The following is a 26,817-nucleotide window of genomic DNA, read 5'->3' as shown; positions in this document are numbered from 1 at the left end:
GAGGCCATAGCGCCGATTGTCAGCGATGAGGTCCACCTGCAGCTCGAAGAGCAGCTCCGAGACCTTCCCGCGACATACCAATCTTCCGATCTCCATCACAGGCTTCGGTCGTTCGGCTACACCGCCTTCAAGTTCCTATCAGCGCTCGATCCCGGGCGGTTGACACCGCTGGGACTTCGACGGCTACAGGAGTACCAGCGCAAGTTCGACCGCGATTCGCCCGAGCCACCGACCGGCATTGTCGCCTACAGGGTCGGGTCGCCGATTGGTGACTCAGCCACGGGCAAGATGAGCAACGCGCAGTGGCTGCAGGCCATGGCAAAGCACGACAACGATGACCGTAACTTCGGCAGCGAGGTAGGCGGCGCTCGCGAGTTGGCGCAGCAGTTGGGGGCGCGAACGGCTGAAGATCCTCTTCGATTCGCTGGATTGGCCATGCGGTTGACGCCCGAGACCAACGAGGCATATCCCGGCGCGATCCTGCGGGGCTTCGGAGAAGCATCTATTCCGGAAGAAGCACAACACGCCGTCTTCGACGCGATCCGTCACGTCATGAGCCTCGGCCTCGACGACTGTGACCGCTGGCTTGGCTGGGCGGTCCGTCACGTCTATGACGAGGCACCTTTGGACATCGTTGAGATGGTCCTCGACCGGGCGATGCACGCTCCTGACCCTGTCGACAACTCGCCCGTCTTCGTACGCCGAGACGACCACCAACCCGGACGTGACATGTTCCAGAACGGATACAACACCTCGCGAGGAAGCTTGGCTGAGTCGCTCGGCAACCTCCTGGTCCACGACCTTGATGGCACGCGCACAGAACTCGTGGCCCCTCACCTCGTCGAGTTGGCGAGCGATCCAGTACTGAGCGTGCGCGCCTGTGTCGCCCACACCATCGCGGCCTGCCTACGGCATGCACGGCCAACGGCCTACACAGCCTTCGAACGCCTCATTGACGCCGACGATCTCCTACTTGCCTCAGACAAGTTGGACGACCTGATGATCTATATCGGTAACTCCGATCCAGAAGTGATCGATCCGGTTATCAATCGAATGCTCAGCTCAACAGATGCCGAAGTTCGGAGAACAGGGGGTTGCATGGCGGCATTCGCCGCGCTGCAATGGGGGCGTCCAGCGCTAATGGAGCGAGCTCTGGCCAGTGATGCGGAAGTTCGACGCGGCCTGGCTCAGGTGTGCGCCGCAAGGGTTGATCGATCCGCCGATTCAGAACTCGTGCTGTCCACTCTGCGTCACCTGATGCATGACGAGGACGATGAGGTTCGGAAAAAGGTTGCCACCCTGGCCGGTCACCTGCGTGGAGACGACCTGCGCCCTTACGCCGAGTTCCTGGCTGACTTGATCGCGTCACCAAGCTACGTACACGTGGCCCCGCAATTGCTCATCACGCTGCAGGAAGCGCCGGACAAGTCGACGATCTCGTCGACCTCGCTGCACACCACTTTCTGAACATCCATGGCGAAGACGTGGCCGACATCAGGACCGGTGCTGCCGGGGATGCTCATTACATCTCGGATCTGGTGGTCCGTGGGTTGGCGCAGACTCGCGACCGACAGCGCATCACGGCGCTACTCGATATCCTTGATCGCCTGCTCGAACTCGGTGTCTACGGAGTAGATCGAGCAATTGATGGAGCCGTGCGCAACTAGCTAGGAACTGGTGTTTGACAAGGCGTCCCTCCGACGTGAATTTCTCGGATTCAAGGTCAACATCCCGCACCAGCCGGGACTTCCACCCGGAGTTAATCAACTTCGCCGTGGTCAGAAGCTACCTGGATACCACGGCGAAGAGGGAAGGACCAATCCTCGTCCTCGGCGAAGAGTTCGATTAGCGACCACGCCAGAATCGCGAGGATCAGTCCCTAGCAGTCGCCCCCGCCACACCACATAACGTCCGCTCATCGGTATTGCCGCGCGTTGACCGCGCGGCGGTCTCCGTGTCGCACGGCTCGGATACTGCCTCGTCAACGAGTTCAGAGAGGGTGGCTTGTCTCACTGCCAGAGGGTCCGGGGCGGCGGTCATCGTCACTGACACGCATTTGGTGATCGAGCGCAGCGGCATGCTGGCGCGGACGGTCGGACCACGCCCTGCTGGTCTCGCTCGGTCACCTGATCCTGCAGCAGTCTTGTCCCCGCCATCGGCCCCTCTCGGTCCGCGAACTACTCGCCGACACCGACCTGAACCGACCACACACCCACCACAACCGCCGACGGCCCGCCACGTCCATGCAGTAAGGGCGCAGCCATTCGACGGCCGACGCCATCCAGGCTCGACAGGTCACCGAACATCCGCTCATGCCGCATACCGCGCTGACCGAACCGGCCGGTACGAGCGCCATTGGAAGATCAACGCGCCGAGTGACTTCTGGCTGGGGCAATGCACGCTCATGCCAATGTGGGTACTTCTACATTGCGAAATCAATTTCGGCACAAGCGCTCTCGGGTTGTCCTCCTTTTCCTCATGGGAACATCGGTAGCGGTCCGGCCACGGGCGATCCGGAGAGTCTGCACATGTCTGGTGAGCCAGCCCTGATCTGCGGCGTGAAATCTGAGCGACGGCGGCCAATGTTGGTGACACGATATGGGCCATGACCACCCTCGCGGACCCTCGGCCGCATGAGCGTCGCGAGGAGTACGCGGCACGGCTCATCGTGGAGGCCAACACGGAGTATCAGCTCGAAGTCATCGACGACGGCAGCGCCGACGGCCTTGTCGACTACCGGCTCCTCGATCGTGATGGCCGCATGGTCGGAGCGCTCGAGGTCGGCCGCAACACTGTGCAGGCGGCGCGGGGATCGGAAAAAGCCTATTGGAACAAGGTTGCTGGTGGCCGCCGAGTCGCCGGGCTGACGAAGACGTGGCTCGTGTTGTGTGAGCGGGATGAGACGAGATTCAACCGTCTGCTCGCTGCACTCGCGCCGCTGCTGGCTGAACTGGAGTCCACCGCAAGAACTTACGTCGATGCCGGTCGAGCTCACCCTTTTGGCGGCCTGGATCAGAGCGTGGACTGGAAGTTGAAAGCTCTCGGAGTGTTGAGTGTTTCGTGCGTCGACCCTCGCGGTGATGGCCCAGAAGTCTTCATCGAATCGCTGAGTGGCTACCGCAGCGCACTGGGTGCGGAGACGACTGTGGGCGAGGTCGAGATATGGTTGTCGAGCACTGGCTCCGATCAGCAGGGAGCACGACGGAAATTGTCTGCGACCGCTATGCCTGAACGACACATGTTCGTGTGGGTTGATCACTACCACGTGCAAGCTTCACGCGGACTCGCCGAGCCTGAACTTCCGGCCCGTGACCCTGTGATGCCGGGCGAGATCACTCACCTGTGGTTGGCGGCGGACTCCGGACTGCGCGGCATCGGCGGCTGGCACTGGTCACCGACACAGCGGTGGTCACGGCTCGCGGACGTCGAGACCTCGGTGGTACGTGCAGCCCAACATTTCCCCGGATGAGCCGCCAGACCATTGTTCGCACTGCGGGTGGGAACGGCTGGTTCATGACTCAAACCGAGGTCCCTCAGAGGTAGTGCGTGGTGGCAAAGAAAGAACAGAGATCCGAGCAAGGCCAGCTGATGCTCCAGATCGCGGCGGGTCGATTCTTCCGGCCCGGCGTGGCGCTCTATGAGCGCACCCACCGGGCAACATTTTACAGCAACGCCTGCTTTCTCGACTCGACGCCCGTGCAACTGCCCGTCGGGACCATCATCGGCGCGACACCGCTGCGCGAGGTCTCCACCATCATGCTGGAGGCGATCGATCGGCTCGAAGCCACGCGTCCCGACGGCAGCCACGAGTTCCTGCTGGCCACCAGTGGACAGGAGTTGCTCGATGACATCTCCTATGTAATGACCTTCGTTCTCAACCGGACCTTCAGCCGCAACCACGATGAAGTTCACCGCCTGGTGTCTGGCGGCGGCCGAATCGGCCCGCGTAGCAATGCAGCGGGATTGGTGCCGGGGTTGTTCGAACCACGCGTCATGATCCAGCCCGGCGACCTCGATGAGCTGAAGACCTTCATGACCGTCGTGCTGGGTTTGTCGCGTGAGGACTTCGTGCGCGTGATGCGGGTGATCCGAGGATCTGTTGATGCGACCCGGAGGGCCGTCGATGATCCGACCGGTGCCTACACCGACCTTGTGGCTGCCCTCGAGTCACTCGCCGATGACCATTTAACGACACCGGTGACCTGGGAGCGCTACGACGGCAGGGCCCGCAAGATCATCGACGCCGCGCTCGCCGGTGAGCAGCCGGCACTGATCGCCAAGGTCCACGCCGCGGTACTGCAAGCCGAACGGGTCGGTCTCAAGCGGCGGTTCGTGTCCTCGACGATGGCGCGGATATCACCGGCCTACTATCGCAGCGAGGCGATTGGCGTCATGCGGGCGCCGCAGTCAGCCGATCTCGAGCGAATGTTGGGCCTTGCCTATGACATCCGATCGCGACGTGGTCACATCCTTGAGGACCTCGGGGAAGAAGCCTGGGTATCCACCGACGGCGCGGAGACGGCCTTCGAGCCTCGGTTTCGACGCATCCTGACCATCGCCGGGCTGTGGCGGCTGGTTCGCCATGTCGTGCGCGGGTTCGTCGCCCAGGCCCCGCAGGTAGCGGCCGAGCCGTGGGATTACCGAAGTGCGCTTCCCGGGATTTTACGCATGCAGCTCGCGTCCCAGTTCTGGGTATCGCAGTCAGAGGGTTTCGATGCCGACACCGCGGAAATGTGGTTCAACGGGGTGGCTGAGGCGTTCATCTCCTGGTACTCCGGCCAGAGTAAGGAGGGCATCGACCCGACAGGAGTTGTTGCCAAGATCGAACGGCGTGTTCCTGTCCTGGCCGACGGTACAGCGAAGACGACAATGGTTGCACTGCATGCACTGTGGCACGCCTGGACCGACCCGGAGCTGACAAGGCCAGATGCGAAGGCGTTCCTCGACGCGTACGGTCACTGTCTGGACGATCCTTCACCGGTGGTTTTTTCGGTTGCGGTACTCTCCGACCGCGCGTTCCCGGACTGGACGACCCAGCAGTGGACGGAGCTGGCACAGCAGCGACGGGCAGACCGGCTCACCGGCAAAGAGGCCCCACTGCCGACGGCGGTGGATGTGTTACTCCAGCTCGAGGTCGCCGACCGGCTCGAAGCGGCGGGCCTGCACGAGCAAGCAATCGAATTCGCGGCCAACGCCGTCGAAGAGTGTCCCGGGCACGCAGACCTACTCGCCTGGGAACAACGACTTGTCGCGGGAGACCACGACCCACATTTCAACTGCCACAAGTTCATCTACGGCACCGACTGCGTCACCGGATCCGGCGCGGAAGAACCGACAACCGCACGCGATGACGTTCGCGACGATGCAAGCCCCGTATCGGAGGACACGACCGCAACGTGAGCCGTCGCCGATCCCCCCGGGGGGTGAGGCCAGGTCCTGGGGCGCGATCGCTACAGGAACCACGACTGCCGGCCGGCGCGTAGATCGGTGAGCCGGGGTTCAGAGCTGCCCACCAGGGGCGTAATACGGTCGCGGATGTCCTTCTGTTTGGCTCATCACCGCCAGCAGCCCCGTCGAACAGGCAGCGAGATCGACTGCCGCGCTGAACATCCCGTGTTGTCTCCCGTGACGGTCGCGAAACAACAACTGTCATCACATGATTCGGAGGGCCACAAGGTATGCGGCCCGATCCGGTGATGTCCGCCTCGCGACTGGCGATGGGACAGCCCGACCAACCCGACCGGACCGTCCCCGTCACACACAACGCGGCTACCGGCGGCTGAGTGCCGCCGGTAGCCGAGCGTTATGCACCGATCATCGCTTGATCAGCGCGCCCAAGGCGGTGAGCGAGGCCCGGCGTTCGTAGGCGATCCAGGCGAAGATCGCGGTGAGTACCAGCGGGAAGGGCGCCAATTCCGGGGCGTCGGCCAGGAAGGCGTTGAAGCCGGCGGCGAGGAAGGTGACGATCGCCAGGCCGATCGCGGCGGCCGCGGTCAGGCGCGGCACCATGAGTCCGATCCCGCCCGCGACCTCGGCGAGACCGATGAAGACCAACAGCGCCAACGGGATCGAGAAAGCGGTGGCGTTGTTTTCCATCAGCGTCTGCGGCATGACGAGCTTCGGGCCGCCGGAGGCGATGATGAAGAACAGACCGAGCACGATCTGCAGGGTCCACAGGACGCGGTTGCGGATCTTGCCGGGGCGGACGGCGGAAGTGGTGGTCTCGGTGGCGGTGATGGCGGTCATCTCTTGTTCCTTCTCGGTCGGTCGCGCCGGGTTGGTGACGCGGTCAGCAGTACAGACGGAGGCGGTCCGGAAAACTCATCGCCACGGTGGAGAGAATCTTCACCGCGCCATCGGGGCCGGATGTGCGCTGCGTTTCCGGCCAGAGCAGCCCTCGGATCCGAACTGATCCCGATCAGGCCGCACGGAAATGTCGCAGTGCGGGCGGTCTGCGCAGCGAGAACGGATACGGCGCAGAATATTCGGCGCGTTATCACGTGCGAGCAAGTCGAGTGTGCTGCAGCTGCCGGAGCCATGCCGTTCGATGACGCCGGCATCTCCACACAGATACAACGCTAGACAGCACAAGATAGAGTCATGGTGCCGACTGTGATGTCGGTTGGGAGGGGCGAAAATTCCATGACTCCAGCACTAGTAGCCGCCGTGTCAGCGATAATCGGCATCGTGCTCGGTCGTTTCTGGGACGTTCGGACCGAGTCGTCGAAGTGGCGCCGAGACCAGAAGACCGCCAGCTATCAGCGCTACGCGGAAGAGTTTCAAGTCGGCTTCGAGTTAGTTCGCGCCATCGCACTCGCAAATCACGCGGACGACGCCTTCCCGGAACTCGTCCGTCAGGCCCGGACCGATGGCTTCAAAGCCTCGGACAGCGCGTTCATCGCCGTGTGGATTCACGGTTCGGCAGCAGTCGTCGAGGCTGCCACTACCGTCGAGCACACTATGGCGAGACTGTTCGAACAGGCTCAGGAGCGAACCGTATCCGAGCAGGAATGGAAGCAGATGCGAGGACCCGCTCGTCTGGCGTTCGAGCAGTTCCTCGCTGCGATGCGTCGTGAACTTGATCTGCCCGTTGTGTCGACAACCTTCTTTCGTCAGGGACAGCAACCAACCGAGTGACATCCGCTCATGCCGCGCGGCGGGCAGCCCCTCGCGCGAAGGTGTCGCTACCGGATTGCTGTGGTGGCCAGTAATCTCCCCACCAAGTGGCCGTCAGTGGGGAGTCTTAACTGGCCGCTGACACACGCTGCCCACGCCCCGCCACCCGCGACGTATTCACAGCAAAACACCCAGACACACTCAAAGCGGAGCATGCCGTCGACCACAACCACTCCTTGGCGGCCTCGGCCAGGTTCCCGACCAAAGCCTCTCTGCGCCAAGATGTTTCGCTCATCCCACTTCGGCCCAGCAGCGTAGGTAGACGGCCATGCGGAACTGAGTACGGCTGACACGACGCTGCGCTTTACTGCGTCTGTGGATGGTCGCGGAAGTCTGGTCCGAATCCGAGGTGTTCTGGCGGGGTGGAGCGCGCGAGTGCGGTGAACCAGTTGGCGGGCACATCTGCCGTGGGTAGACCTGTTTCGGGTGTGTGGTGGTCGGGGGTGCAGCGGTGCAGGGGCCCGTTGGCGGCGTCGAGGATGTATCGGAAGTGCGGGTCGATGTGCGAGACGAACAGCGTCGACATGGCAGAGCGGTCCTCGGCGACGCGGGCGGCTTCGAATACGACGTGCAACGCGGCGAAGCGCACGGCGACACTGCGGTGATCCCACCACCTCCGACACCAGGTGTTCTGGTCTTCGCGATGGTTGGCTGTGATGCGGGCCGCTGTGACCGGCAGCAGCCATTGCTCCACGAAATCGGCGTAGTGGCCGAACCGATAAGGCTTGGTGTCGCCCGATTTCGTGTCGGGCTCGGCTGAGGGTTTGAACCATCCGGCCGGAACGGGTTCGCAGGACAGTGACGGCAGCGCGAGGTGTTTGGTGCGGGTGCAGCGGTGCAGGGGCCCGTTGGCGGCGTCGAGGATGACGCGGAAGTGGGGGTCGAGGTGGTGGAGTATGAAAGCCGACAGGCCGGCGGCGTTCTTGTCTGTGCGCATGGCTTCGAAGGCTCGGTGCAGGTGAGCGATGCGCACGCTCACCGCGCGGTGGCGCCACCATTGGCTGCACCAGGTCCAGGTGTGTTCGCGGTTGGCTTCGGCGAGGCGCACGGTGATGAACGGGAACAGCCATTGCTCGGCGAAGGTGACGAAGTCCGGATATGCCGGAGCCGCGGGTTTCCGCGTCTGCCGTGAACCTCCCGGTGTAGGGGTTGTCATAGTTCGACTCCTGCTGCGCCGCCGGTGTTTTCCGGTCGCGCGGTTGGTGTGGGTGGTTTGGCGAAGCGGGCCAGAGATTGTGTGACGAGTGGTTCGAGGGCAGGGTTGTCCCACCAAAATTGCTTTTCGATCAGGACCGGTTCGTGGCCGGGGAGGCGGACCAGGGCGCGGTCTTTGGGTAGGCGGGCGAGTTTGGCGACGTTGAGGATGGGTTCGGCGCGCCAGCTGGTGGAGCGGTTGGTGCCACCGGGACCGGTGGAACGGGAGTGGTCGGCGACGTCGTGGTCGTCGACCAGGCGGGCCCATTGCTCGAGGTAGGTGGGGGTGGCGATGTTGCCGCCGTAGATTTCGATCGATTGGGCCCGGATGATGGTGAGACCGTGTGCGCCCCAGAGGTCTTCGGCTTGTTCGAGGACCTGGACGATGGTCAGCAGGATGACGCCGCATCCGGCGGCGTAGGTGTAGTAGCTGGGCAACTCGTCGATGAGTGCGCAGTTGGCGGCTTCATCGAGCACCGCCAGCAGTGGCACGGCGAGGCGCCCGTCGGGGCGTGCGCGGGCGAACGTCAGCGCCGATTCCAGGATTTGGCCGACCAGGGCGGCGGTGAGGGCACTGGCGGAGTCGGGTCCGGTCATCGACAACGCGTAGAGGGCGTCGTTGCTGGTGACGAAGTCGGCGGGATTGAATTCGGGCAGGTTGTGGGTCGCCGGTCCGAGCGCGGTGTCGATGATGATCGAGTCGCTGGTCTCGTAGACGCTGACGTGGGTGCGGGCGGGTGGGGTGATCATGGTGGCGTAGCCCTCGTCGGAGATTACGTTCAAGAACCTGCGTGCCATGTCGTACAACCCGTCCCTCTGGCGCGCGTACAGTCCTTGCGCGTCGAGGATCCGTTGCGCCGCGCGCCGATGGTTGTGGTGGCGCAGGATCAGTATCGGGGTTTGGTCTTGATCGCTGGACAGCCATTCGGCGACGTGGAGCAGGTCACCGTCGACACAGGCGGCCGCGAGAAGATATAAGGACAACAGTTCTTGAGCGCCGCCGTCGAAGTAGGAGTCGACACGGGCGTTGGCCCGCTCCGATGCCGACCCCGAGGCCCCGGAGACGAAGAAGGACGCCAGCTTTCGTGCGGCAGCGAGGGTGTGTACCCGGTCGAGTAGGTCGACCCAGAACCCGCACACCGCCTGCCCGGTCACCGCTTGCAAGTCACACAGCCAGACGCGGCCACGCTGTTCACGACCGAACGCGGTGTGCCGGTAGAGGTCTGGTTTGTTTGAGGTCGCCAGCACCGGCCCCCACGCGCTCAGCACGGCCGGGATCGCCCACGCCATCGTTTTGCCGGTGCGCTGACCGGCTGCGATGAACACTCCCATCTCGGCCGGCACGAACAACTCGACTCCCCCGACGACGGTGAGGCCCAGCGGCGGCCCCGGCCGTGTCCGGACGTCGGCTGGTGCGTCTTTGAGCAGCCGCTCGGCCGCGCTGGCGTTGTCTTGCTGGCGCGCCGTCGAAATCTGGCGTGGGGGCACCATCGTGCGTGCCGCGCGGTCGATGTCGCTGCCCCGCACCGATGCCCACCGTCTACGAAACATGACCGCGAGCGCCCCGACAGCCGCGAGCGCAATTGCCATGACCACGCTCGATTGCCACGGCCACCGATGTCTGCCCGCCATCACCTGCAGCAGTGCCGCGACCGGATGCGCGGTGATGGGCAGTCCGGCGCACCAGCTTCCGACCGACAGCGCCGCCCACGCGAGCAGCGCGAACGCGATGAGACCGAGGGTGATGAGCAGAAGCCAGGTTTCCTCGCCGAACCCGCCGGTCGTCCGGCGCCGCGTCTGCCGCGCCATCACACTGCCCCCGCCCAGGCTGGGGACAACGCTGTGAACACCTGTGCATAACTCTGGCCGCGGACCATCACAAGCCCATCTCCTGATCAAGCTGGGAGACGGCATCTTTCGATACCGCGCTGTCGACAGGTGGCGACCATTCGCCGAGGTCGGTGTCGGGAAGCGCGGTCTCGACCGCAGCGGTAATCGCCGCACCCGCACCGCCGCCGGTCTCGGAAAGCTCCCGAGCGGCGGCGCCCTCGATCGAGCTACTGTGAGCGGCCGTTAGGCCTGGGCCGGCGGCCCTCGCGGTAGCTCCGCTGAATTGGTTGCGGTAGGACTCTGCGGCGGCGCGGGCGAGGTCGCGGTGTTCGAGCAGCTGGGCAATCCGTCCCAAATTCGGATCGGATGGTTGTGTGGCCCAGTAGATTCCGTCGCGGCCGGTGGTGTACGCGGTCTGTATCTGGTCGTCGGTGAGTCCGATGGCGAGGGCGTCGCGTCGCGCGGCGCTCAGCGCGGCCCGCAGCCGGTCCAGGCGGGCGATGCGGGCTTGGTCGTCGGTGCCGTCGAGGTGATCGGCGAGGTTGCTGTGCTCGGCGGCGAGGTCTTGGACTTCACGCAGAGCCTCGACGTGAAGGCGTTCCCAGGTCTCGGTCTGGGTGTAGTCGGCCGAGATTCGTGCCTCACGAACCGTTCGGGGCAGCAGCAGTTTTCGTGCTTCGCGACCGTCGTCGAGATCAGCTGCCGATTCCTCGGCGTCGAGCAACGCATCTGTGTCGGCGATGACCGCGTCGACCTGCGCGAGGCTCGGCAGCGCCGCAGCAGCCTGGTTTCTGGGCGCGCCCAGGGTGCGCTCGACCGCAGTGCGGCGATCGACCTCCTCTACCGGCTGTGCCGGCGCGGTGGTGGCGCCCATGTCGGGTTGCAGGTAGGGGTAGCGGCGGGCGGCGTCTTGGCCTGAGCCGCTGATAGCGGCGGGGCCGTGCCCGGTGATCAGGCGCGCTTGTTGCAGGGTGCGCCAGATGTCGTCGTCGATCGCTACCTCGCCGGTGGCGCGGGCGCGCGCGATCTGGTCGAAGTTGCGGCGCGCGATCTCCGGTTGGGTTCGCCATCCGGCCACCACGCGCTGCAGCCCCGCCCAGGTGCCGCGCCAATGTTCGGACTCGTGGCGTGCCCACCGGATCGCCAGCTCGTCAGCGCGGGAGTTGAATTCGGCTCGCGCCTCGGCGGTGATGGCGGAGGGCGCGATCTCGCGCAGCTGGTAGTAGCGGGCGAAGTCGGCGCGCAGCTGCCGCTCGGTACGGGAGGCGGCGTCGGTGTAGTAGTCGGGGTTGGTGAAACCCAGTGGCTCGTCCAGCGCGGTCACGGCGTCACCTCCGGCCCGTGATCGGACGTGCCGGACGGTGGCCCGGTGTCGGGGTCGGTGGTGTCGGGCCAGTAGTCGGGCCGGCCTGGCAGTGCGGTGTCGATTGCTGTGCTGATCCCGCCGCTGGTGTCGAGCGATGTGGTGCGTTCGAGGGCGTCGATGTCGTTGGCCAAAGCCAACTCGGCGTTGGATTGAGCCAGCGCGCGGGCAGGCTGCGGGCTGGGTTCGGTGTTGTGGTGGCGGTGTCCGGTCAGCCACTCGGCGTCGATGATTTCTTCGGTCTGGCCGGTGATGGTGTTGCGGGCGTGGGCGAGGTCTTCGGACAGGGTTTCGATCCGGGTGTGGGCGTGGTCTCGCTCGTTTTCGAGTTCGCGGATGCGGGCGCGGTCGTTGCCGGCCCGGGCCTCGGCGAGGGTGAGTTCGTGGGCGAGGCGTTCGAGCCGGCCCAGCAGCGGGTGGGCGGGTTGCTGGTCCCATCCGACACCGGCTCGTCCGAGATCGTGGGCGGTGTCGATCTGACTGATCGGGACGCCGGCCTGGACTGCGTCGAGGTAGGCGCGGCGCAAATCGTCTTCAACGCCGTTGACCGCGGTCACTCGCCACTCGCCAGGACCGGCAGCAGCGCCGTCGGGGGGTTGATGGCGTTGCCAGTCGATGTAGCGCTTCATCGAGTCCTGCACCGCGCGGAGCGCGAGGGCATGCACAGCGTCGGGGTCGTCGGGGCCGAACCGGACCGCCAGCGCAGAAGCGACGGTGCGCGATCGAAACGCTGTCGGCGGCACCGCAGGATGCGCCGCTGCGGCGGGGGGAGTTGGGCTCGCTGTCAGGTCTGGGGTGCTGGCTTCGGGCGACCCTGTGGTGGGGAATGTGTTGTCGGACATCGGGTTCCGCCTTGTCGGGAAGCGGGCCGCGGCTGGTGGGCCGGGCGTGAGGGGATGTCCTCGCGGTGGTTCGGATCGGTCTGCGGTGATGGTCGGCGCCAGCGGCATCACCGGGAAGCGGGCGGGGATGGTCTCAGGGTTCGGGCCCGAGGTCCGGGCCTGTGGCGGTCGGCGGTGGTGCTGGGGCGTGGCCGGGTTGCCAGTCGCGGATGGTCGCCGCGGGCAAGGCGATATCGATGGCGGTTGCGTGGTGGATCGGGAGCCGGTCGGTGCGGTTGGGGTCTATACCGAGCGCGGCGGCGGCGCGCGCGATCAGTTCCTCAGGCGCCGGTGGCGGTGCTTGTGCCTGGCTGGTGGGCGCTCCGGTGGCTGGGTCGGTGGGGATGTAGGGCGGCAAAGCCGGGTCGGTGACGGGTTGGGTGTAGCGGCGCCACTCGAATTCCAGGTGCAGGTCGTCCCACCGGTTGATCTGCTGCGCGGCTTGGCGGCGCGCGGTGCGGACTTGGGGGCTGTCCCATAGTGCTGCGACCTCGGGGGCGGACAGTTGCGCGGCGTCGGACAGTCCCGCCGCGCGCTGATGATGCAGTGCCATGTTGCGGTGGAACTGCCTGTCGGCGATCGGATCGGCGCCCAACCCAAGACGCCCGGCATTGAGGCGGGAGTCGCGCGCTGCAGTCAACAACGCCATCCGGTGCACATGCCACACATCGACCACGGCCATATCGATGAACAGCTGCTTCGACGCCGAGGCAGCCCCGGATATATCGGCCTGGCTGGTCTGATCGACGACAGTGTTCGCGATTTCTGGTGCGGGAGGCGGCAGTTCGGCTGCTTCGGTGCCGTTGGTGCGGGCGTGTTCGACCCATTGGGGTGGGATGCCGAGTTCGATGGCCAGTTGTTCGGTGGTTTCGCGTTCGGCTTCCAACGCGTCCAGGTGCGAACGCCACTCCTGCTCGGGCGAGCCGTCGGTGCCGTCGTAGCCGGTGAAGCCGCGCGCCTGCACCATCGCGTACTCGCGCGCCAGCCGGTCGATGCGGGCCAGCAACTTCGCCTGCCACTGCTCGATCGAGCGTGCAGGGCCAGGGCCGGGGTCGGTCATGATCGATACCTCCTCGGTAGGTGAATGTTTGTGCGAGCCAGCCGGTTCGGCTGGGGGAATGCGCTGGTCATGGTTGGGCTCCGGTGTCGAGATCGCGGCCGGGAGGCTGGGGCGGGTCGGCGGGTGGGGCGGGCTCCCATCGGGTGTGGTCTGCTTCGGCGGGCAGGGCGCGGTCGATCGCGTCGGCGATGGCGTCGGCGCCGGACGAGGAGTCAGACAGGAACGCTGCTGCGGCGGTCTTCATCGCGTGCGGCGTGGGAATGCGCACCGGTTGCTCGGACAGGGCGACGTCCACGCGCAGGGTGATGGCTGTGGCATCGCGTATCACACTGGTTTCGATGCCCGGGCGGGCGTAGATGCGCCAGCGTTCCTCGACTGCTTCGTTGTCGTAGCTATGTGTCGTGGCGTCGAGGATTCGCTGCCAGTCACTGCTGGTCCGCGCCCACATTCCGGCGGATTCGTCGACGGTGAGGCCGATCGCGTCGGCGACGTTGCCGGCCCGTATCCACAACGCGCTCAGGTTGCGCTCGAACTGAGCGACCATCCACGGTTCGGGCTCGAACCGGGGTGCGTCGGTGACCGCACGCATCCGGTGGGCGACATCGATCGCGGCCATGTGCTGGATCTGCCATACGTCGCTGGCCACCCAGCCCATCACGTGCTCGCGCACCGCATCGGCGCCGGGCTCGGGGTTGAGGTCGGCTCGGCGTCCGCGGCTTCCTCCCGCTCGGGCGGCGGCGATTTCGGCGGGCGGGATGCCGATCGCGTGCGCGCGGGCTTCGATCTCGCTGCGGTCAGCCGCCAGCTGCAGCAGCTGAGTGCGCCATGCCAGCATGGACAACTCCCCCGCCCCGGGCGGAGTGTCGTAGCCCTCGCGCAGGAGCCGGCCGCGGTCGTCGGACAGGTCCTGGATCCGGTCGAGCAGTCTTTGCTGCCACATCGGTCTTCGCTGCACGCGCGGTGATTGCGGGTCGGTCATCGGTGGGCCTCCTGAATCGAATTTTGTTGCACTGCTGGTGTTTTGGTCTGCCGGGTTGCGGTCACGGTTGGGGTCCGGTGTCGAGCGCCGGGACAACACCACGGTGCGGGTCCGATGTGGGGATCTCGGGTGTGAATTCGCGGGCCATCTCCGGTAGCGCGGCGCCGATATTGGCGTCGATCGTGGCGCCACCACCGACCGTGTGCTGGGCGCGTAGTGCGGCGCTGACTTGGGTGATCAGCGATTGCGGTGGGGGCACGAGTTCGCGGTCGGGGTCCCAGGTGAGGTCGCCGTAGTCGGCCAGCGTCGCGTGTGCGGCCACGTCGGCGTCCGGGGCGGACAGGTGGGTATGCCATCGCTGTGCCAGGTCGCCGGGGTCGGTGTCGCGTACGGGGTCGGCGAAAGCCTCTATCCACACGGGGTCTTCGGCGGCGGGCCATATCTGTTCGCGTTCCGTGCCGACGGGTCGCAGGAGCGCTGCGACGGTAGCGATCCGGTCCCAGTGTTGGCCCAGCTTTTCAGCGAAGGCTTCCTGCGCTCGATCGAATTCGCCGGTGGTGTGGAGTTGGTAGGCAGCGTGCACGGCCGCGATCTGCCCGAACTCCCGCGCCTGCTCGGCCACGGCGCCGATCAGTTCCGCACGCGGCGGCGCACCGGTTTCCGGCCAACGGCCCGGTACCTGCGCGGTGCTGTGGCCGCGGGCGTAGCCGAGCCATTGTGCGGGGATACCGCCGGCACGTCCGAGCGCGGTCAGTGCGTCGGCGCGGTCGTGCATTTCGTCGAGGTAGTCGTGCCACAGTTCGGTGGGAAAGTGTCCGAATTCGCCTCCGAGACGGCCGGTTTCCTGCATCCGGTGCAGCCCGTCGGAGACCTCACGCAGCCGCCGCAGCAATGCCACTTGGGCGGCGTTCGGACCCCGGACACGGTCACTGCCCGACGAGACGGTCGACGTCTGCGCTCCGATGCGGACTGGACCGGGTGTCGGGTGGGGAGTCGTCATCCTTTTGCTCCTGGTCTCAAGCTCTGTGCTCCGCCGCCGGATAGCCAGCGGCTCACAACGGTCTGCCCGTGCTCGGTCACGGGCTGGGGCCGCCGTCGCGATGTATGAGTGCCGGGCCGGCGCCGGCGTGCTGCTCGTCGCCGGCAGTTGGCGCGGGGAATTCGACGCACCGGGGCTCGCCTAACGCGGCATTCACGGCGCTGTCTGTGGCTGCGCCGAGTGGCAGGCCGTGAACAGCCAGACCGGGTGGCAGCCGCAGAGCTGCGGCGATGTGCTCGACCATCACCGCGGGGACGGGCGCGATGGCGGAATCCGGAATGAAGTCGAGGTCGCCGTGGTCGGTCAGCAGCCGGTAGGCCGCCACCGATGTGGGTTCGTATTCGGCGTAGGCGCGCCATTGTTGTGCCAGCAGGTCGGGACCACGGTCTCGCACCGTGGCCGCCAGAGCGCGGGCCCAGATCGGATCCGAGGCGGGCCTGATCCGGTCCCGTTCGGGTCCGATCAGATCCAAGAGCGCCGCGATCGAGGTCAGACGCTCGTGGCGCAACGCTGTTGTGGCTTCGATCCGTGTGCACAGCGATTCGGGTTCATCGCTGCGGGCACGGGTGCGGTAGGCGGCATGGACGGCCATGACATCGCTGAGTTCGCGGGCTTCGGCCGCGAGGTCGTCGATGAGGCGGGCCCGGTGCACGGGATGCGGGACGGGCCATCGTTGCGGGGTCCGCCACCCCGTGCCGCGCTCGCCCTGCTGGCGAGCGAGATCGATCCACCGCTGCGGTATCCCACCGGCGTGGCCCAGCTCCACCAGCGCGGCGCTGCGCGCCATCAGGGCATCCAGGCGCGCGAACCAGGCAGGTTCTGCTAAAACCCCTGTCTCATAGTCGTTTCGGGCGGTATCGAGCAACACCCTCGTCTGGGCCGCCACCGCACACAACCGCCGCAGCAGTGCCTTCTGCGCCGCATTCGGCGCAACCGGACGCCGACCGGCCGCACCGACGGCGCGTTCCGGCCCGGTCATAGTTCGACCTCGACTCCGGTGCCGGGCTGTCGTGGCAGCGGCGGAAGATCCGCCACCAGGCCGTCATGGCCGCCACTGCCGATTCCCGCTGCGGCCAGCGCCCTATCGATGCCTTGCCCGGCCGGTGCGACCAGATCGGCTGCCGAACGCCGGTCTGAGGCCTCGGATAGAGGAACTGTGTTGTGTCCGAGCTCGTTTCGAAGGATCTGGAGGATCTGATCGGGTGGTGGGAGTGCGGCGCTGGTTGGTGCGGTGATTCCGGATTTGGTGAGGGCGCGGGCCTGCAGGACGATGCTGGTCTGGTCGCTGCGGGCGTGGGTGCGCCAGCGGGAGTCGAGTTCGTCGACACTCGCGTCGCGGGCCCCCTCGGCGGCGGCGGCCCAGTGCTGGGGCGAGTTCCACATTCGCTGGGCTTCGTCGTCGGTCACGGCGAGCAGGCGTGCGAGTTGGACCAGGCGGGTGCGGGATCTGCGCAGGTTGCGCATGACCCAGGTCGCGGTGCCGGGTTCGGCGTGCGCGCCGCGGTGCTCGTAGGCGACCGCCACCGCGGCGAGGTCCTGAATCCGGTGCGCCTCACCGGCCAGCCCGACCAGCAACCTGGTCCGGTCCGCCGGTTTCGGGATGCGCCAGTGCAGGTCACGTCGCCACGGCTGAGCCAGATGGGCGCGCGTGCGCGCCTGGTTCAGCCACTCGCGCGGCACCCCGGCGGCCAGTCCCGCTTTCTCGAGCTCTTGGCCGAGCAGGACCTCGGTGCGAAACGCCCGCGACCAGGACGGGGGCGGAAGTTCCCCGGTCGCCTCCCGCCCGGCTCGCGCCGCCGCGGCCATCTCCCGCGCCGCCGACGCATGCGAATACACACCCGCGAGCAGCTTCATCTGCCACCGATCGGGCACAGCCAGACCCGATTCGCGGACAAGAAAGGTGTTGCGCGCCATCATGGTTCGATCTCCGTCGACGGCGCGGGCCCGAGAGCTTTGACGGGTGGGAAAACCGATGGCGCGAAATCGACGCCCACATCGAGGTCACCGGTGACGCCGGTGACCTCGACTGCGACGTCGATGACCTCTCCGTCGAGCACTTCGAGCTCTTCGCCTGAATCGGCATCGGGCCCGCGGGCGGGTTCGGTGGCGCTGTGGGAGTTCATATCCCGCAGCTGGGATTCGCCATAGCTGGCAAGGGTGTACTCGGCGCTGAGCGCGCTCGTCTGGGTGTGGAGTTCATCGACCGCGTCGTCGAGGGATGCAGCCTCGGCACGCGCATCGGCCAATGTGGTACGGGGGTCCTTGCCGGTGTCCTCGCCGTAGCGTTCGGCCCACGCGTCGGCGGCGAAGCGCTGCTGGTCGGACAGATCCGCGGTGGCCTCGGCCGCCGCCCAGCCCGCGCTGGCAGCGTGAGCGCGGGCGGTGCCGGGGTCGGTGTCGGTGAGTGTTTCGGTGAGCCCGAGCGCGCGTTTGCGGGCCTCGATCAGCAGCTGCTGGTATTCGACCTTCAGATCGTGTAGCCGCTGGTCTTGTGCGATCTGTTTGTCGTAGCGGCGCAACTGCTGGGTGTGGATCGCGTCTTTGCGGTTGTACTCACCACGCAGGGCGCGCACCTGCAACCCGTGAGTCTTGTCGCGACGTTCCTCGGTGGCCTTGTCGCTATCGTTGGCGCGGTCGGCTTTGTCTTGATCGTGTTGCAGGCGCGCGTTTTTGACCTGCATTTCGAGCAGGTGCTCGCGGTAGCGGCCGGCCTTGATCGCCATGTCGGCCCAATGCTCGAGGCGGCCGTGCTGCGAGCGATCGATGTAGCCCTGCAGCTGCAAGCCGTGGATGTGGTTCTTGCGTTGCTGTTCGGCGATCCGGTCGTCTTGGCGTTGCGTGAACTCCTGCCGTGAGCGCGATTCGCTGCCGCGGCGCTGGAGCAGGTTCATCGTCATCGCCGCGGTTTGCATCGCTTGCACGAACCCGGCTTTGACCGCTTGCCCGCCCTCGTCGACAGGGTCGCCGTTGCCGCTGGTCATGACGCCACCTGCACGTTCGACAGCAGCCATCGCACGCCTTCATCGGTCTGCGTGTAACGCGCGACCGCGAACACCACCAGCCTCAGCGAGGGTGTGCTGTCGCTGGGTTGCATGCTCACGGTCACCACCCGCGCCGCCCGCGCCGCGGTGTCGGCGGGGTGATCATCGGCCGTGGCGCGAGCGGTCGCGGTGACCGTGACGTGCTGGTCGCGCCAGTGTTCCCACATGTCGGGTGTGACCGGCGCCAGGGCGATTGCCGCCGGTGCGCCGCTGCGTGCCAATTCGGGTTCCAGCAGCGGCGTCGCAGCGTCGAACGCGTGCCGTGGGTCGAGCCCCTCGCCAGGTCGGTAGGTGAACATCGTCTGCAAGGCCACCGACATGACCGATTCGGCCGAGCACGGGTCGATCGCGGTAAACGGTGAGTCGAATCGTGCGTGTGCGCAGGCATTTTCGTCCGGCTGGCGGCCACGTGACGGGTGCTCGGCGCACGCGGTCAGCAGGCACACTCCGGCCATGACAGTGAGCAAGGTCGCGAAGGGGCGTGACTTCATTGCTGGTTCCTCGGATGTTGGATCAGGTAGGTGAGGTCGGCGCGGCGCCAGTCGACCCACACCCCGAGCTGATGGCCGGTAGCGGGATTGGTAGCGGAGTCGACGAGCAGGTCGAGCACCAGGCCGCTGACGAACGCCGCCCGGCGCAGGGCACCCGGGTCCACGACAAAGCTGGATGTGACGATGCGCAGGGTCGCCACATCGGCGCCCCACAGGTCTTTCCCGTGCGCGGCGAGCCAGATCGCTTGCAGCGCTGCGGCTTCGATGGCGGTGTCGTAGCTGTCGATGATCAGGTCGCGGTGGAACCGGTCGTGGGCCACGGTGTACCCGTCGGGCCGGCAGATGGTGAAGGTCTGCCGCGTCGCGGCAACCCACGCCAGAAGGTGCGGCCCCGCCGATGCCCGTCCGGCGAGCCGTTGCTCGGCAGTGACGCGGTCGTTAGCGGCTACACTGGTCATAGCGGTATTGCGACCCTTCGACGACGGAGGTACAGAACGTCCACGGCCGGATCCCGCCTCACGTCGTCGATGCGAATTATTCGGTGTCACAACTGTTTTCCCTCTTCCACTGTCGGGCTTCGAGGTTGCGGGGTGGTGTAGCGGCGGACGTCGAGGTGGTCGGATCCAGCGACGCGGGAAAGAGGTGCGGTGGTGACGGTTTCGCCGGTTTGCGGGGCGTGTATGACCAGGTCCGTACCGTCGGCGTCGCGGCCCGCGTACACGGCGACATGGTGAGAATCGCTCTCGCCGGCAGAGGTGAGGAAGATCAGATCCCCGGGTTGGCGTTGATCGAACGGAACCACCTGCCCAGCTGGTGAGTCTTGCTGGGCTTGTGTGTAGTGCGGCAACCGGATTCGCCCACCCGAAGCCTGGTAGATCGCGTACAACGTCAACCCTGAGCAGTCGAACCCGCCGCCCGTCGGACCGTTCGCGTCTCCACCACCCCACACGTACGGGGTACCGATCCACCGCTGCGCCGCGGCCACGACCGCCTGTCCGTACCCACTGGCCGGCACTGGCGCGCCGGGTGGTCCCGAGCCGGGTCCACATCCAGGAGCCGGTTGTCCTGGCGCGGGGGCGGGCATGGACGCTGGGTCGATGTCGGCGAACATCGCGTAGAGGCGTTGGGCCAGGTCCAGTTGTCCGGCATAGGCGTTCGGTGCGGACACTTCGACTGCTTGGGCGAGTTCGGCTGAGGACATCGAGGCGGCGCCGGTGATGGTGGCGGCTTGGTCGTAGAACCAGTTGACCTGATAGGCCACGTTCATGAGGGCGGCGATACCGACGCGTCCCCAGACGCTGACCCGCATCTGGTGCGGGCCCACCGAATCGTGATCGGCGCCGACTCCGTCGTTGGGGAAGCTCAGCGATTCCGGAACGTTGGAGTTCGCGAGGTTGCGCAACGTCGATTCGGTGATCATCGCCGCCAGCTCGGCGATGATCACCGACTCCGGCGCCCGGCGTTGTTTGCCGATCACGACACCATTGCGCGCCAACTGCAACTGCCGCTCGTTCAACCCCGCCAGCGACTGCCCCGTCGGGCCCGCCACTCCCCCAGCGAGCACCTGGGCCGTACATGAGTCCGCGGGCTGGATGCCGACGAGCACTGCCAGCAACACGATCAACGCGACGGGCAGTGCCACGATGCCTGTGAGGATGGTTCTGGTGGACGACATCACTCATCGCCGTCCTCCCCCACCTCGAAAGCCTCAGCATCGAACGATGGCTGCGGGCCGTCGTGGTGTTCTCCGGTAAGGTGAGAGAAGCGGCGGTTGGTGTTGTGGATGTCGCGGGCACGCTCGGTCGGGGTGAAGGTCATGCGGAACGGCACACCCGGCGCGTCGGCTTCACCGGTTTTGAGCAGGAAACATCCTGTGCCGGGCGGGGTTTCGCGTTCGCCGGTATTGTCGAGGTGATCGTCTGTCGGTGGCCGGGGCGCCGCCCAGGAGGTGACCAGCAACTTTTCGGTGTCGGTGATCGATACCGCGGCGCGGAGGCGTTCGATCTCTTCCGGTCCGACGGGGCCGATGATTTTGGCGCGGGCACGTTCGAAGAAGCCGAGGGCTTTGGCTTGCGCAGCCGGTGAGTCGAAGGCGGCGAGGTCTTTGATGGTGTGGCTGCACATGATCAACCCGGTGCCCAGCGGCCTGTTCAACCGGGTCAAGGCGTCGACGCGGTCGACCATGAACTCCCCCGCACCGAGCACCCGCCAGATCTCGTCCATGACGACCTCGAACGTGCGCGGCGGCGCGAGACCTGCGTCGGCCAGGGCGTGAGCGGCGGCGACCGCGCCGAACCCTTCGCTCCAGCACACCATCAGCACCGCCGCCAGCAGTTTCGTATCGCCTTCGGGAATGCGGGACACATCGATGCACACGGCCGGGCTGTTCAGATCCAGTGGTGTGCTGGTCTGACGGTCGAAGATCTGGCCCCACGGTCCCTCGATCACCGCGCGTAGCGAGCGGCGCAGCACTTTGGTCGCCGCCCGGAATGCGACGTCGTCGTCTTCCTCGGCGAACTGCCGCAACCGGTTCGCGCCGCCGGAGATCGTGGCCAGCAGATCCGACAGCCGCGGCGGCAGCTCCGGACTGAATCCTCCTGCGGGACTGTAGAGTTCGCGCAGCCCGGCGGCGATGAGGGTTTCTTCGTAGTCGGCGACGCGAGAGCCGCGGACCAACTCGATCAGCCCCGCCACGATGTTGACCTGTCCGGCTTCCACCCGCGCGGCGACCTGGCGGCGCTGATCCGGATCCGGGAGTCGATCGATGATCGTGCCGAGCGCGCCGACAGCGAGCGGATTGATGCTGCCGTGCCCATAGCCGAGGTCGACGACCTGCCCACCCAGCGCTTCGACCAAATCGCGGTAGTCGGGTTTCGTATCGCCCATGCACAGCACGGTTTCCCCGGCCGCGACCGCCCCTGTTGCGAGGCGTCGGATCAGCGAGGATTTGCCGAAACCGTTGAGCGCCAACACGAACGCGATCGGTGCGGTGATGAACCCGCGGGCGAACCACGACATCGGATCGAAATGCACCGGCGCGCCCGTCACGAAATGCGAGCCCACCGGGCAACCGACCACCGGGGCGGTCGCGCCGACCGCGAAGGGCCACAATCCGGCCACCTGCACCGTGGTCGCCCGCCATTCCGGTGTCGCCGCCACCACTGTCGCCCGGCCACCGCCGACGCCGCGGTACCCGCGGTCGGTCAAACCCGCTGCGGGCAGCGAGAATCCGTCGCGTACCGAATCCTCCACCCGCCGCGCGGCAGTGGCGCGGCGATGATCGTCACTCGACAGCGCCCAGCGAGCGCGCACGGCGGCCACGCCGCGCCCGGCGGCGGCCCTTTCGGCCTCTGCGCGGGCCTGGGATGTCAATACGCGGATCCCCGCGACGGTCGTCGTTCGCGGAGGGCGGGCCTTCCGGGTCTCGTTATGGATGTTCATGCGCTGAACCGCTTCGAGATCGAGGTGTGTTCGGGCAGGATCAGGCCGATGCCGAGGGAGGCGGCGAAGGCGGCGGCTTGGGAGCCGTAGCAGCGGCGCACCCGCAGCCGCGACGCCGCGGTCATGGTGCGTACGGAGGCTTCGATGCCGGGCAGGTCGGCGTCGAGGACGTCGGTGACGGTGACCAGGACCCCGAATCGGGTGAGACCGGCACCGCGGGCCTGTTCCTGCCGGGCGGCGCGAGTGTTGTCGACGCGGATGGACGCCGCAGCCGAGGCGATACCGCGTTCGGTCTGTTCGGCGGCCAGCGCGTCGCGGAAGTCGGAGTCCACGATGTCGGTGGCCTCGGCCGCCGAATGCAGGCGGTACACGATCGCGACCCGTTTGCGCGGCACATCCGCGCGCGGGCGCAGCAACTCCTCCAGACCGGTTTCCAGCACCGCGCCCCGCGGCGGGGCGTCCATTTCCCAGGTGATGGAGCGGGCCCCGTCGTGCACCAGATGGTCCCAGCGGTCCTCGTGCGCGATCGGGCCCACCGAATCCCACGACTGTGTATCGGTGATCGCCGGGCCGGCGGCTTCGATATCGCGCTGGGCGGCCAGGTCGTAGCGCGACCGCACCAGCCCCAGCACCTCCCACGCCTGCAACGGCGTGGCCGGCAGCCCCGCACGGGCCAGCTGGGACAGCACCCCTTGCAGGCGTTGCCCGATCTCGCGGGCCTGCTCAGGTAGATCCCGCCGCGTTGTGCGGGAGGTGCCAATGGCACGGTAGGTGATGGCGATGCGGCCTTCTGTCCGCACACCGACTCCGCCGATATCGGCGGCGGCCTCACGCATCACCGCAGCCGCGAATTCCGGTGCCTGCGGCCGGACCAGGCGTGCGACTTCGCGGCGTTGCTTGAGATGTGTTTCGGCGATGTTCTCGAGCACCGAGGTGACCGCGACGACCTCACCGCCGCGTGACTGCGAGGCCAGGAAATGCCCGTACTCGCCAACCCAGGCGTCTATTTGTGCTTGGTCGACCAGTTCCTTGCCGCGCGGTAGCACCCGCAGCACCACCGTGCAGTGATCGGTACGGCGAATATGGATGATCGCGAACCGCTTCCCGCCAGGGGTCTCCCACTCAGCGAGGCGTGAATCAGCCAGCAGCCCAGGCAATCTCGCCACGCCCGGGATACGGGAGAACCGGCCAGACCGATACAGCAGCTCACCCCGCGCTTTCGCCGCCGCGAACTGAACCCGCAAGACCGCCGTCTCCCACCCGGTCCGGCCATCGATCGTGATGACGAGGGGCGTGAAAACTATTGCAGCGCAGGCGAGCACGATCAGTGTGGTAGGGATGGATCGGGTGATCATGAATGTGGCCATCACGGTGATCAGCAGGGCCAGCGCGAGCATGCTCACACCCCACGTCATCCCGAAGAACCCGGCCGAGCGCGGTTTCTCCCATCTGCCGTACATGCGAGGACTGGTCATCGCCGCACCTCCAACGGGCCGGGCGCATCGATATCCCAGCTGTCACCGGCTCGGGACTCGACCGCCGAACTCGCCGACTGCACACCCTGACCAGCCAACTGCGCGCCCATGACGGCCGCTCCAGCGATGCCCGCCCCAGCAGCCGCCCCGCCACCCGCACGGGAGCTACCACCGGCTGATCCCGCTGAGCCCGCCGACCGCCCCCCGGCTCCCGCCGGTGCGGCCCCTCCGGATGAGGCCCCGCCGCCGGGCGAAGCTCCACCACCACCGGTGCCACCCGAGAGAGGACGGCCGCCTCCTGCCGCGCCCGATGGGCCACTCGGCGGCGAATTGGGACCACCGCCACCTCCACCGCTGGTGGCGTTTTCGCCTTCGGTCATCTTGCGGGCTGCGGAACGGTCACCTCCGGCTGCGCCCATCGCGACACCGAGAGCGCCACCGGCGAGTGCAGCGCCTGCCCCTCCCCCGCCGCCGAGAGTCGCCACCGCTGGCACGACCAGCCGCATCAACGCCGGCAGCACGATCGTCACCGACAACAACAGAATCATGCCGAGCAACACCAATTGCGGATCTTGCTGCTGACCAGTGGTTTTCGTGCCCGCGGCGGTGAAAGCGATCGCGTAGATGAGGGCGCCGACCGGTTTCCACAACACGAACGCCAGCGACCACGACAGCATCCGCTTGTACGCCTGGGAACCGGGGCCGGTGCCCGCGGCAGCTGCGGCCAGCGGGATCGCCGCGACCACCAGGATGAGGACGGCTTGGCGGATGACCAGCATTGCGAGTTGGACGAGCATGCTGATCAAGCCGAGGATTGCCAGCACGAGCAGGACACCGGAGCCGAGGTTGCTGTGACCGCGCAGGTTGTTGTCGACCAACCGCTCGACCGCTCCGTGCAGATCGCCGCCGGTCGCGTCGTTGATCACCCAGTCACTGAACGCATCTCCAGCTTTCGTGCCGGTAGTGATCAACGCGGAGAACATCATCGAGGCGAACACCGCCCGCGCGAACATCAGGAAGCTCTCCTGCGCCTCCCCCGCAACACCACCACGTTTGGCCATCGCCAGCCGAGCGGCGGCGAACAAAATCCCCGCGATCATCAGCAGAACCTGCAAACCGCCGGTGTACCCGCGGATGGCCGCCAAGGCAGGGCCCGGCTCCCCAGTGGACGCCGCTAGCTGCGGAGAGGGTAGGTTGACCCACCACGTCATCACGAATCGGATTCCGGATGTCATGCCGTTGACCAAAGAGTCGACCATGCTGTCGAATGCGGAGTTCGCTACGGAGTTGGCGGCTTTGCCGCCGAGTTGTTTCAACGCGCACACCGCGCCAGGTCCGGTGGGCAGGTCGCACACGATGTCCGGCAGTTGAGCATGGGTGACGGCGGCGATGGATGTCGTCATGTGGTGGTCCTCCATTGCCCGAAGCCGGCAAGCGCTTCGATGGGAACGCCTGGCTGCCAGAGTGTTTCGATGTCGTCAGGTAGTCGCATTCGCCAGTCGTCGTGGTCGTAGGTCATGGGCCAGGAGGCGTAGGTGTAGCCGTCGCGGGTTCGGGTGGCGATGTCGACGACGGCGAAGTCGGGGCGGTAGCCGGGGCGGATGCGGATGCCGTCGGGGACGGTGACATAGCGGGCGGCATCCGGTGTGCGGGTGCGGCCGCGCGTCATCCTGGCGATGAATGCGTCGGTGTCCCCGACGAATCGGGACCGAACCACGTTCTGCCACACTTCTTCTGGCGCGGCGAGGGCGCGGGCGATCGCGTCGCAGGCAGCAAGCGCCGCGCCTTGCGGGGTGTCGGCGAACCCGGAGGCGATCCCGTGGTCGATGTAAGCCGGACCGTCACTGCCCGAAACTGGTAGCGCGGCGCCACCCCATCCGCGTTGCCAAGACATTTGCGCTGGTGCCGCGGTGAGGTAGTCGCCCGCCGATGAGCTGGTTCGCGTGGCCGGATTTTGGGTCTGCGCGCGCCCTTCGTCGCCGACGACGTCAAGGCGGTTGCCGAACAGGTCGGTGGTCGGAGGCTGGGCCGGTGTCGCGCTGAGCGGGGGCCGCGCCGCAGCCGTGGGGGTCGTTGTGGATAAACCGGCGGACGGGGGTTGAGCCGCGTCAGTGCCGCATCCGCTGAGCGGGACGGCCAGGGCGACGGCGAGTCCGAGCCAGCGGTGGCGGTTCGGTGGTGGGGTCGTTGTGGTGGTCTTCATCGGATCGGGAGCAGGATTGTGTCGGTGGGCAGCGTGTTGGGTGACGTCACGAGTGCGGGGTGGTGTCCGTCGGGCAGCAGCAGTTTCCAGTCGCCGGCCTGCCAGATGACGGTGGCGGTGTTGCAGGTCAGCGATGTGTCGGGTTGCTGGGTGTAGATCGCGGTGTCGGCCCGGTCTGGGGTGTAGCCGGTGATGCGGTAGCCGAGGATCTTCGGTGGCGTGCCGGTGGCCGGGGTGGTGATCGACATTTGGGCTCGTGCGACGGCCCAGTCATCGCGTCCGGCGCCGGGGGCGAGCATCTGTTGGCCGACGAGGTCCCACTGATCGTCGGGCGCCAGGGACATCCGCACGATGGCTTGGATGGCGGCCAGCGCCGCCCCGGCCGGGGTGTGCGTGAACCCTGCCGCGACCGCACCGGTCACCATGTGAGGGCCTTCGTCGGCCACCGGGAGCGAGATGCCCTGGTAGACAGAGGATGTCACGTTGGTGGGTGCGGCGTGGATGTCCGCGGGCAGCGATGGGGTCGCGGGCGGGGCGGTGTGGTCGCCGGGGCCGGTGCAGCCGGTGAGGGTGGCGATGCCGAGTAGGCCGATCAGTGCGGTGAGTCCGACGTGGTGGGGGGTGTGTGAGTTCACTGGTGTCTC

The 26,817-nt window shown here is 66.7% G+C and carries 23 protein-coding genes; 4 read left to right on the top strand and 19 right to left on the bottom strand.

Annotation, left to right across the window (positions count from 1 at the left end):
- From IRT45_RS26570 to IRT45_RS26560, 3 genes are all read left to right on the top strand, one after another.
- The coding region (locus tag IRT45_RS26570; protein WP_194808599.1) for a HEAT repeat domain-containing protein at nucleotides 1–1,467 on the top strand (1,467 nt) is incomplete at its 5' end.
- 1,138 nt (nucleotides 1,468–2,605) lie between these two features.
- On the top strand, nucleotides 2,606–3,469 hold the full coding sequence (locus tag IRT45_RS26565) for a hypothetical protein (protein WP_194808598.1): 864 nt from the start codon (nucleotides 2,606–2,608) through the stop codon (nucleotides 3,467–3,469).
- Between the two features lie 80 nt (nucleotides 3,470–3,549).
- Entirely contained in the window at nucleotides 3,550–5,400 is a 1,851-nt protein-coding gene (locus IRT45_RS26560) for a hypothetical protein (RefSeq protein ID WP_194808597.1), read from the top strand.
- 414 nt (nucleotides 5,401–5,814) lie between these two features.
- On the opposite strand, the gene IRT45_RS26555 is transcribed toward IRT45_RS26560, so the two are convergent.
- Nucleotides 5,815–6,246 (bottom strand): DoxX family protein, encoded by a 432-nt coding sequence (locus IRT45_RS26555; protein WP_194808596.1) that lies wholly within the window; start codon nucleotides 6,244–6,246, stop codon nucleotides 5,815–5,817.
- A gap of 354 nt (nucleotides 6,247–6,600) precedes the next feature.
- Here IRT45_RS26555 and IRT45_RS26550 point away from each other — a divergent pair, with 354 nt between their 5' ends.
- Nucleotides 6,601–7,137, top strand: coding sequence for a hypothetical protein (locus IRT45_RS26550; protein ID WP_194808595.1), 537 nt, complete (start codon nucleotides 6,601–6,603; stop codon nucleotides 7,135–7,137).
- Between the two features lie 343 nt (nucleotides 7,138–7,480).
- Here the strand turns inward: IRT45_RS26550 and IRT45_RS26545 are convergent, their stop codons facing one another.
- The 18 genes from IRT45_RS26545 to IRT45_RS26460 form a co-directional block, all read right to left on the bottom strand.
- The gene (locus IRT45_RS26545; protein WP_194808594.1) at nucleotides 7,481–8,332 is read right to left on the bottom strand and encodes a DUF4913 domain-containing protein; all 852 of its coding nucleotides are present in this window, start codon (nucleotides 8,330–8,332) and stop codon (nucleotides 7,481–7,483) included.
- A complete protein-coding gene (locus IRT45_RS26540; protein ID WP_194808593.1) occupies nucleotides 8,329–10,179 on the bottom strand; it encodes a type IV secretory system conjugative DNA transfer family protein in 1,851 nt (616 codons plus the stop codon). Before IRT45_RS26540 ends, IRT45_RS26545 begins: the two co-directional genes overlap by 4 nt.
- Before the next feature lie 67 nt (nucleotides 10,180–10,246).
- On the bottom strand, nucleotides 10,247–11,524 hold the full coding sequence (locus IRT45_RS26535; RefSeq protein WP_194808592.1) for a hypothetical protein: 1,278 nt from the start codon (nucleotides 11,522–11,524) through the stop codon (nucleotides 10,247–10,249).
- Nucleotides 11,521–12,405 (bottom strand): hypothetical protein, encoded by an 885-nt coding sequence (locus tag IRT45_RS26530; protein WP_194808591.1) that lies wholly within the window; start codon nucleotides 12,403–12,405, stop codon nucleotides 11,521–11,523. Before IRT45_RS26530 ends, IRT45_RS26535 begins: the two co-directional genes overlap by 4 nt.
- A gap of 133 nt (nucleotides 12,406–12,538) precedes the next feature.
- The gene (locus tag IRT45_RS26525; RefSeq protein WP_194808590.1) at nucleotides 12,539–13,504 is read right to left on the bottom strand and encodes a hypothetical protein; all 966 of its coding nucleotides are present in this window, start codon (nucleotides 13,502–13,504) and stop codon (nucleotides 12,539–12,541) included.
- Between the two features lie 67 nt (nucleotides 13,505–13,571).
- A complete protein-coding gene (locus IRT45_RS26520; RefSeq protein WP_194808589.1) occupies nucleotides 13,572–14,444 on the bottom strand; it encodes a hypothetical protein in 873 nt (290 codons plus the stop codon).
- A 100-nt stretch (nucleotides 14,445–14,544) separates the two neighbouring features.
- A complete protein-coding gene (locus IRT45_RS26515; protein ID WP_194808588.1) occupies nucleotides 14,545–15,483 on the bottom strand; it encodes a hypothetical protein in 939 nt (312 codons plus the stop codon).
- A gap of 76 nt (nucleotides 15,484–15,559) precedes the next feature.
- Nucleotides 15,560–16,501: a hypothetical protein gene (locus IRT45_RS26510; protein ID WP_194808587.1), complete on the bottom strand. Its 942-nt coding sequence runs from the start codon at nucleotides 16,499–16,501 to the stop codon at nucleotides 15,560–15,562.
- Complete coding sequence (locus tag IRT45_RS26505; protein WP_194808586.1) at nucleotides 16,498–17,439, bottom strand: hypothetical protein; 942 nt, start codon at nucleotides 17,437–17,439, stop codon at nucleotides 16,498–16,500. The genes IRT45_RS26510 and IRT45_RS26505 overlap by 4 nt, the downstream gene beginning before the upstream one ends.
- On the bottom strand, nucleotides 17,436–18,503 hold the full coding sequence (locus IRT45_RS26500) for a hypothetical protein (RefSeq protein ID WP_194808585.1): 1,068 nt from the start codon (nucleotides 18,501–18,503) through the stop codon (nucleotides 17,436–17,438). Before IRT45_RS26500 ends, IRT45_RS26505 begins: the two co-directional genes overlap by 4 nt.
- The gene (locus IRT45_RS26495) at nucleotides 18,500–19,054 is read right to left on the bottom strand and encodes a hypothetical protein (protein WP_194808584.1); all 555 of its coding nucleotides are present in this window, start codon (nucleotides 19,052–19,054) and stop codon (nucleotides 18,500–18,502) included. The genes IRT45_RS26500 and IRT45_RS26495 overlap by 4 nt, the downstream gene beginning before the upstream one ends.
- Complete coding sequence (locus IRT45_RS26490) at nucleotides 19,051–19,512, bottom strand: hypothetical protein (protein WP_194808583.1); 462 nt, start codon at nucleotides 19,510–19,512, stop codon at nucleotides 19,051–19,053. The genes IRT45_RS26495 and IRT45_RS26490 overlap by 4 nt, the downstream gene beginning before the upstream one ends.
- A gap of 86 nt (nucleotides 19,513–19,598) precedes the next feature.
- A complete protein-coding gene (locus IRT45_RS26485; protein WP_228535156.1) occupies nucleotides 19,599–20,729 on the bottom strand; it encodes a C40 family peptidase in 1,131 nt (376 codons plus the stop codon).
- Nucleotides 20,729–22,495 (bottom strand): hypothetical protein, encoded by a 1,767-nt coding sequence (locus IRT45_RS26480; RefSeq protein WP_194808582.1) that lies wholly within the window; start codon nucleotides 22,493–22,495, stop codon nucleotides 20,729–20,731. The genes IRT45_RS26485 and IRT45_RS26480 overlap by 1 nt, the downstream gene beginning before the upstream one ends.
- Nucleotides 22,492–23,970: an SCO6880 family protein gene (locus IRT45_RS26475; protein ID WP_194808581.1), complete on the bottom strand. Its 1,479-nt coding sequence runs from the start codon at nucleotides 23,968–23,970 to the stop codon at nucleotides 22,492–22,494. Before IRT45_RS26475 ends, IRT45_RS26480 begins: the two co-directional genes overlap by 4 nt.
- Nucleotides 23,967–25,373 (bottom strand): hypothetical protein, encoded by a 1,407-nt coding sequence (locus IRT45_RS26470; protein ID WP_194808580.1) that lies wholly within the window; start codon nucleotides 25,371–25,373, stop codon nucleotides 23,967–23,969. Before IRT45_RS26470 ends, IRT45_RS26475 begins: the two co-directional genes overlap by 4 nt.
- Nucleotides 25,370–26,173 carry a hypothetical protein gene (locus IRT45_RS26465; protein ID WP_194808579.1) on the bottom strand — a complete coding sequence of 268 codons (804 nt, stop codon included), beginning with the start codon at nucleotides 26,171–26,173 and terminating at the stop codon, nucleotides 25,370–25,372. Before IRT45_RS26465 ends, IRT45_RS26470 begins: the two co-directional genes overlap by 4 nt.
- On the bottom strand, nucleotides 26,170–26,808 hold the full coding sequence (locus tag IRT45_RS26460) for a hypothetical protein (RefSeq protein ID WP_194808578.1): 639 nt from the start codon (nucleotides 26,806–26,808) through the stop codon (nucleotides 26,170–26,172). Before IRT45_RS26460 ends, IRT45_RS26465 begins: the two co-directional genes overlap by 4 nt.
- Nucleotides 26,809–26,817: the final 9 nt, after the last annotated feature.

The sequence above is a fragment of the Nocardia sp. BSTN01 genome, assembly GCF_015354405.1.
Classification (GTDB): Bacteria; Actinomycetota; Actinomycetes; order Mycobacteriales; family Mycobacteriaceae; genus Nocardia.
The sequence above is the reverse complement of the archived record's forward strand: the minus strand, read 5'-3'. Positions and strand labels throughout refer to the sequence as shown.

Excerpts from the sequence above, each read along its gene's own strand:
- IRT45_RS26505 (WP_194808586.1), bottom strand. The coding sequence starts at position 17,439 with ATGATGGCGCGCAACACCTTTCTTGTCCGCGAATCGGGTCTGGCTGTG.
- IRT45_RS26520 (WP_194808589.1), bottom strand. The coding sequence starts at position 14,444 with ATGTGGCAGCAAAGACTGCTCGACCGGATCCAGGACCTGTCCGACGAC.
- IRT45_RS26500 (WP_194808585.1), bottom strand. The coding sequence starts at position 18,503 with ATGACCAGCGGCAACGGCGACCCTGTCGACGAGGGCGGGCAAGCGGTC.
- IRT45_RS26475 (WP_194808581.1), bottom strand. The coding sequence starts at position 23,970 with ATGACCAGTCCTCGCATGTACGGCAGATGGGAGAAACCGCGCTCGGCC.
- IRT45_RS26565 (WP_194808598.1), top strand. The coding sequence starts at position 2,606 with ATGACCACCCTCGCGGACCCTCGGCCGCATGAGCGTCGCGAGGAGTAC.
- IRT45_RS26515 (WP_194808588.1), bottom strand. The coding sequence starts at position 15,483 with ATGACGACTCCCCACCCGACACCCGGTCCAGTCCGCATCGGAGCGCAG.
- IRT45_RS26555 (WP_194808596.1), bottom strand. The coding sequence starts at position 6,246 with ATGACCGCCATCACCGCCACCGAGACCACCACTTCCGCCGTCCGCCCC.
- IRT45_RS26510 (WP_194808587.1), bottom strand. The coding sequence starts at position 16,501 with ATGACCGGGCCGGAACGCGCCGTCGGTGCGGCCGGTCGGCGTCCGGTT.
- IRT45_RS26545 (WP_194808594.1), bottom strand. The coding sequence starts at position 8,332 with ATGACAACCCCTACACCGGGAGGTTCACGGCAGACGCGGAAACCCGCG.
- IRT45_RS26490 (WP_194808583.1), bottom strand. The coding sequence starts at position 19,512 with ATGACCAGTGTAGCCGCTAACGACCGCGTCACTGCCGAGCAACGGCTC.
- IRT45_RS26540 (WP_194808593.1), bottom strand. The coding sequence starts at position 10,179 with ATGGCGCGGCAGACGCGGCGCCGGACGACCGGCGGGTTCGGCGAGGAA.
- IRT45_RS26470 (WP_194808580.1), bottom strand. The coding sequence starts at position 25,373 with ATGACGACATCCATCGCCGCCGTCACCCATGCTCAACTGCCGGACATC.
- IRT45_RS26525 (WP_194808590.1), bottom strand. The coding sequence starts at position 13,504 with ATGACCGACCCCGGCCCTGGCCCTGCACGCTCGATCGAGCAGTGGCAG.
- IRT45_RS26495 (WP_194808584.1), bottom strand. The coding sequence starts at position 19,054 with ATGAAGTCACGCCCCTTCGCGACCTTGCTCACTGTCATGGCCGGAGTG.
- IRT45_RS26530 (WP_194808591.1), bottom strand. The coding sequence starts at position 12,405 with ATGTCCGACAACACATTCCCCACCACAGGGTCGCCCGAAGCCAGCACC.
- IRT45_RS26465 (WP_194808579.1), bottom strand. The coding sequence starts at position 26,173 with ATGAAGACCACCACAACGACCCCACCACCGAACCGCCACCGCTGGCTC.
- IRT45_RS26485 (WP_228535156.1), bottom strand. The coding sequence starts at position 20,729 with ATGTCGTCCACCAGAACCATCCTCACAGGCATCGTGGCACTGCCCGTC.
- IRT45_RS26480 (WP_194808582.1), bottom strand. The coding sequence starts at position 22,495 with ATGAACATCCATAACGAGACCCGGAAGGCCCGCCCTCCGCGAACGACG.
- IRT45_RS26550 (WP_194808595.1), top strand. The coding sequence starts at position 6,601 with ATGGTGCCGACTGTGATGTCGGTTGGGAGGGGCGAAAATTCCATGACT.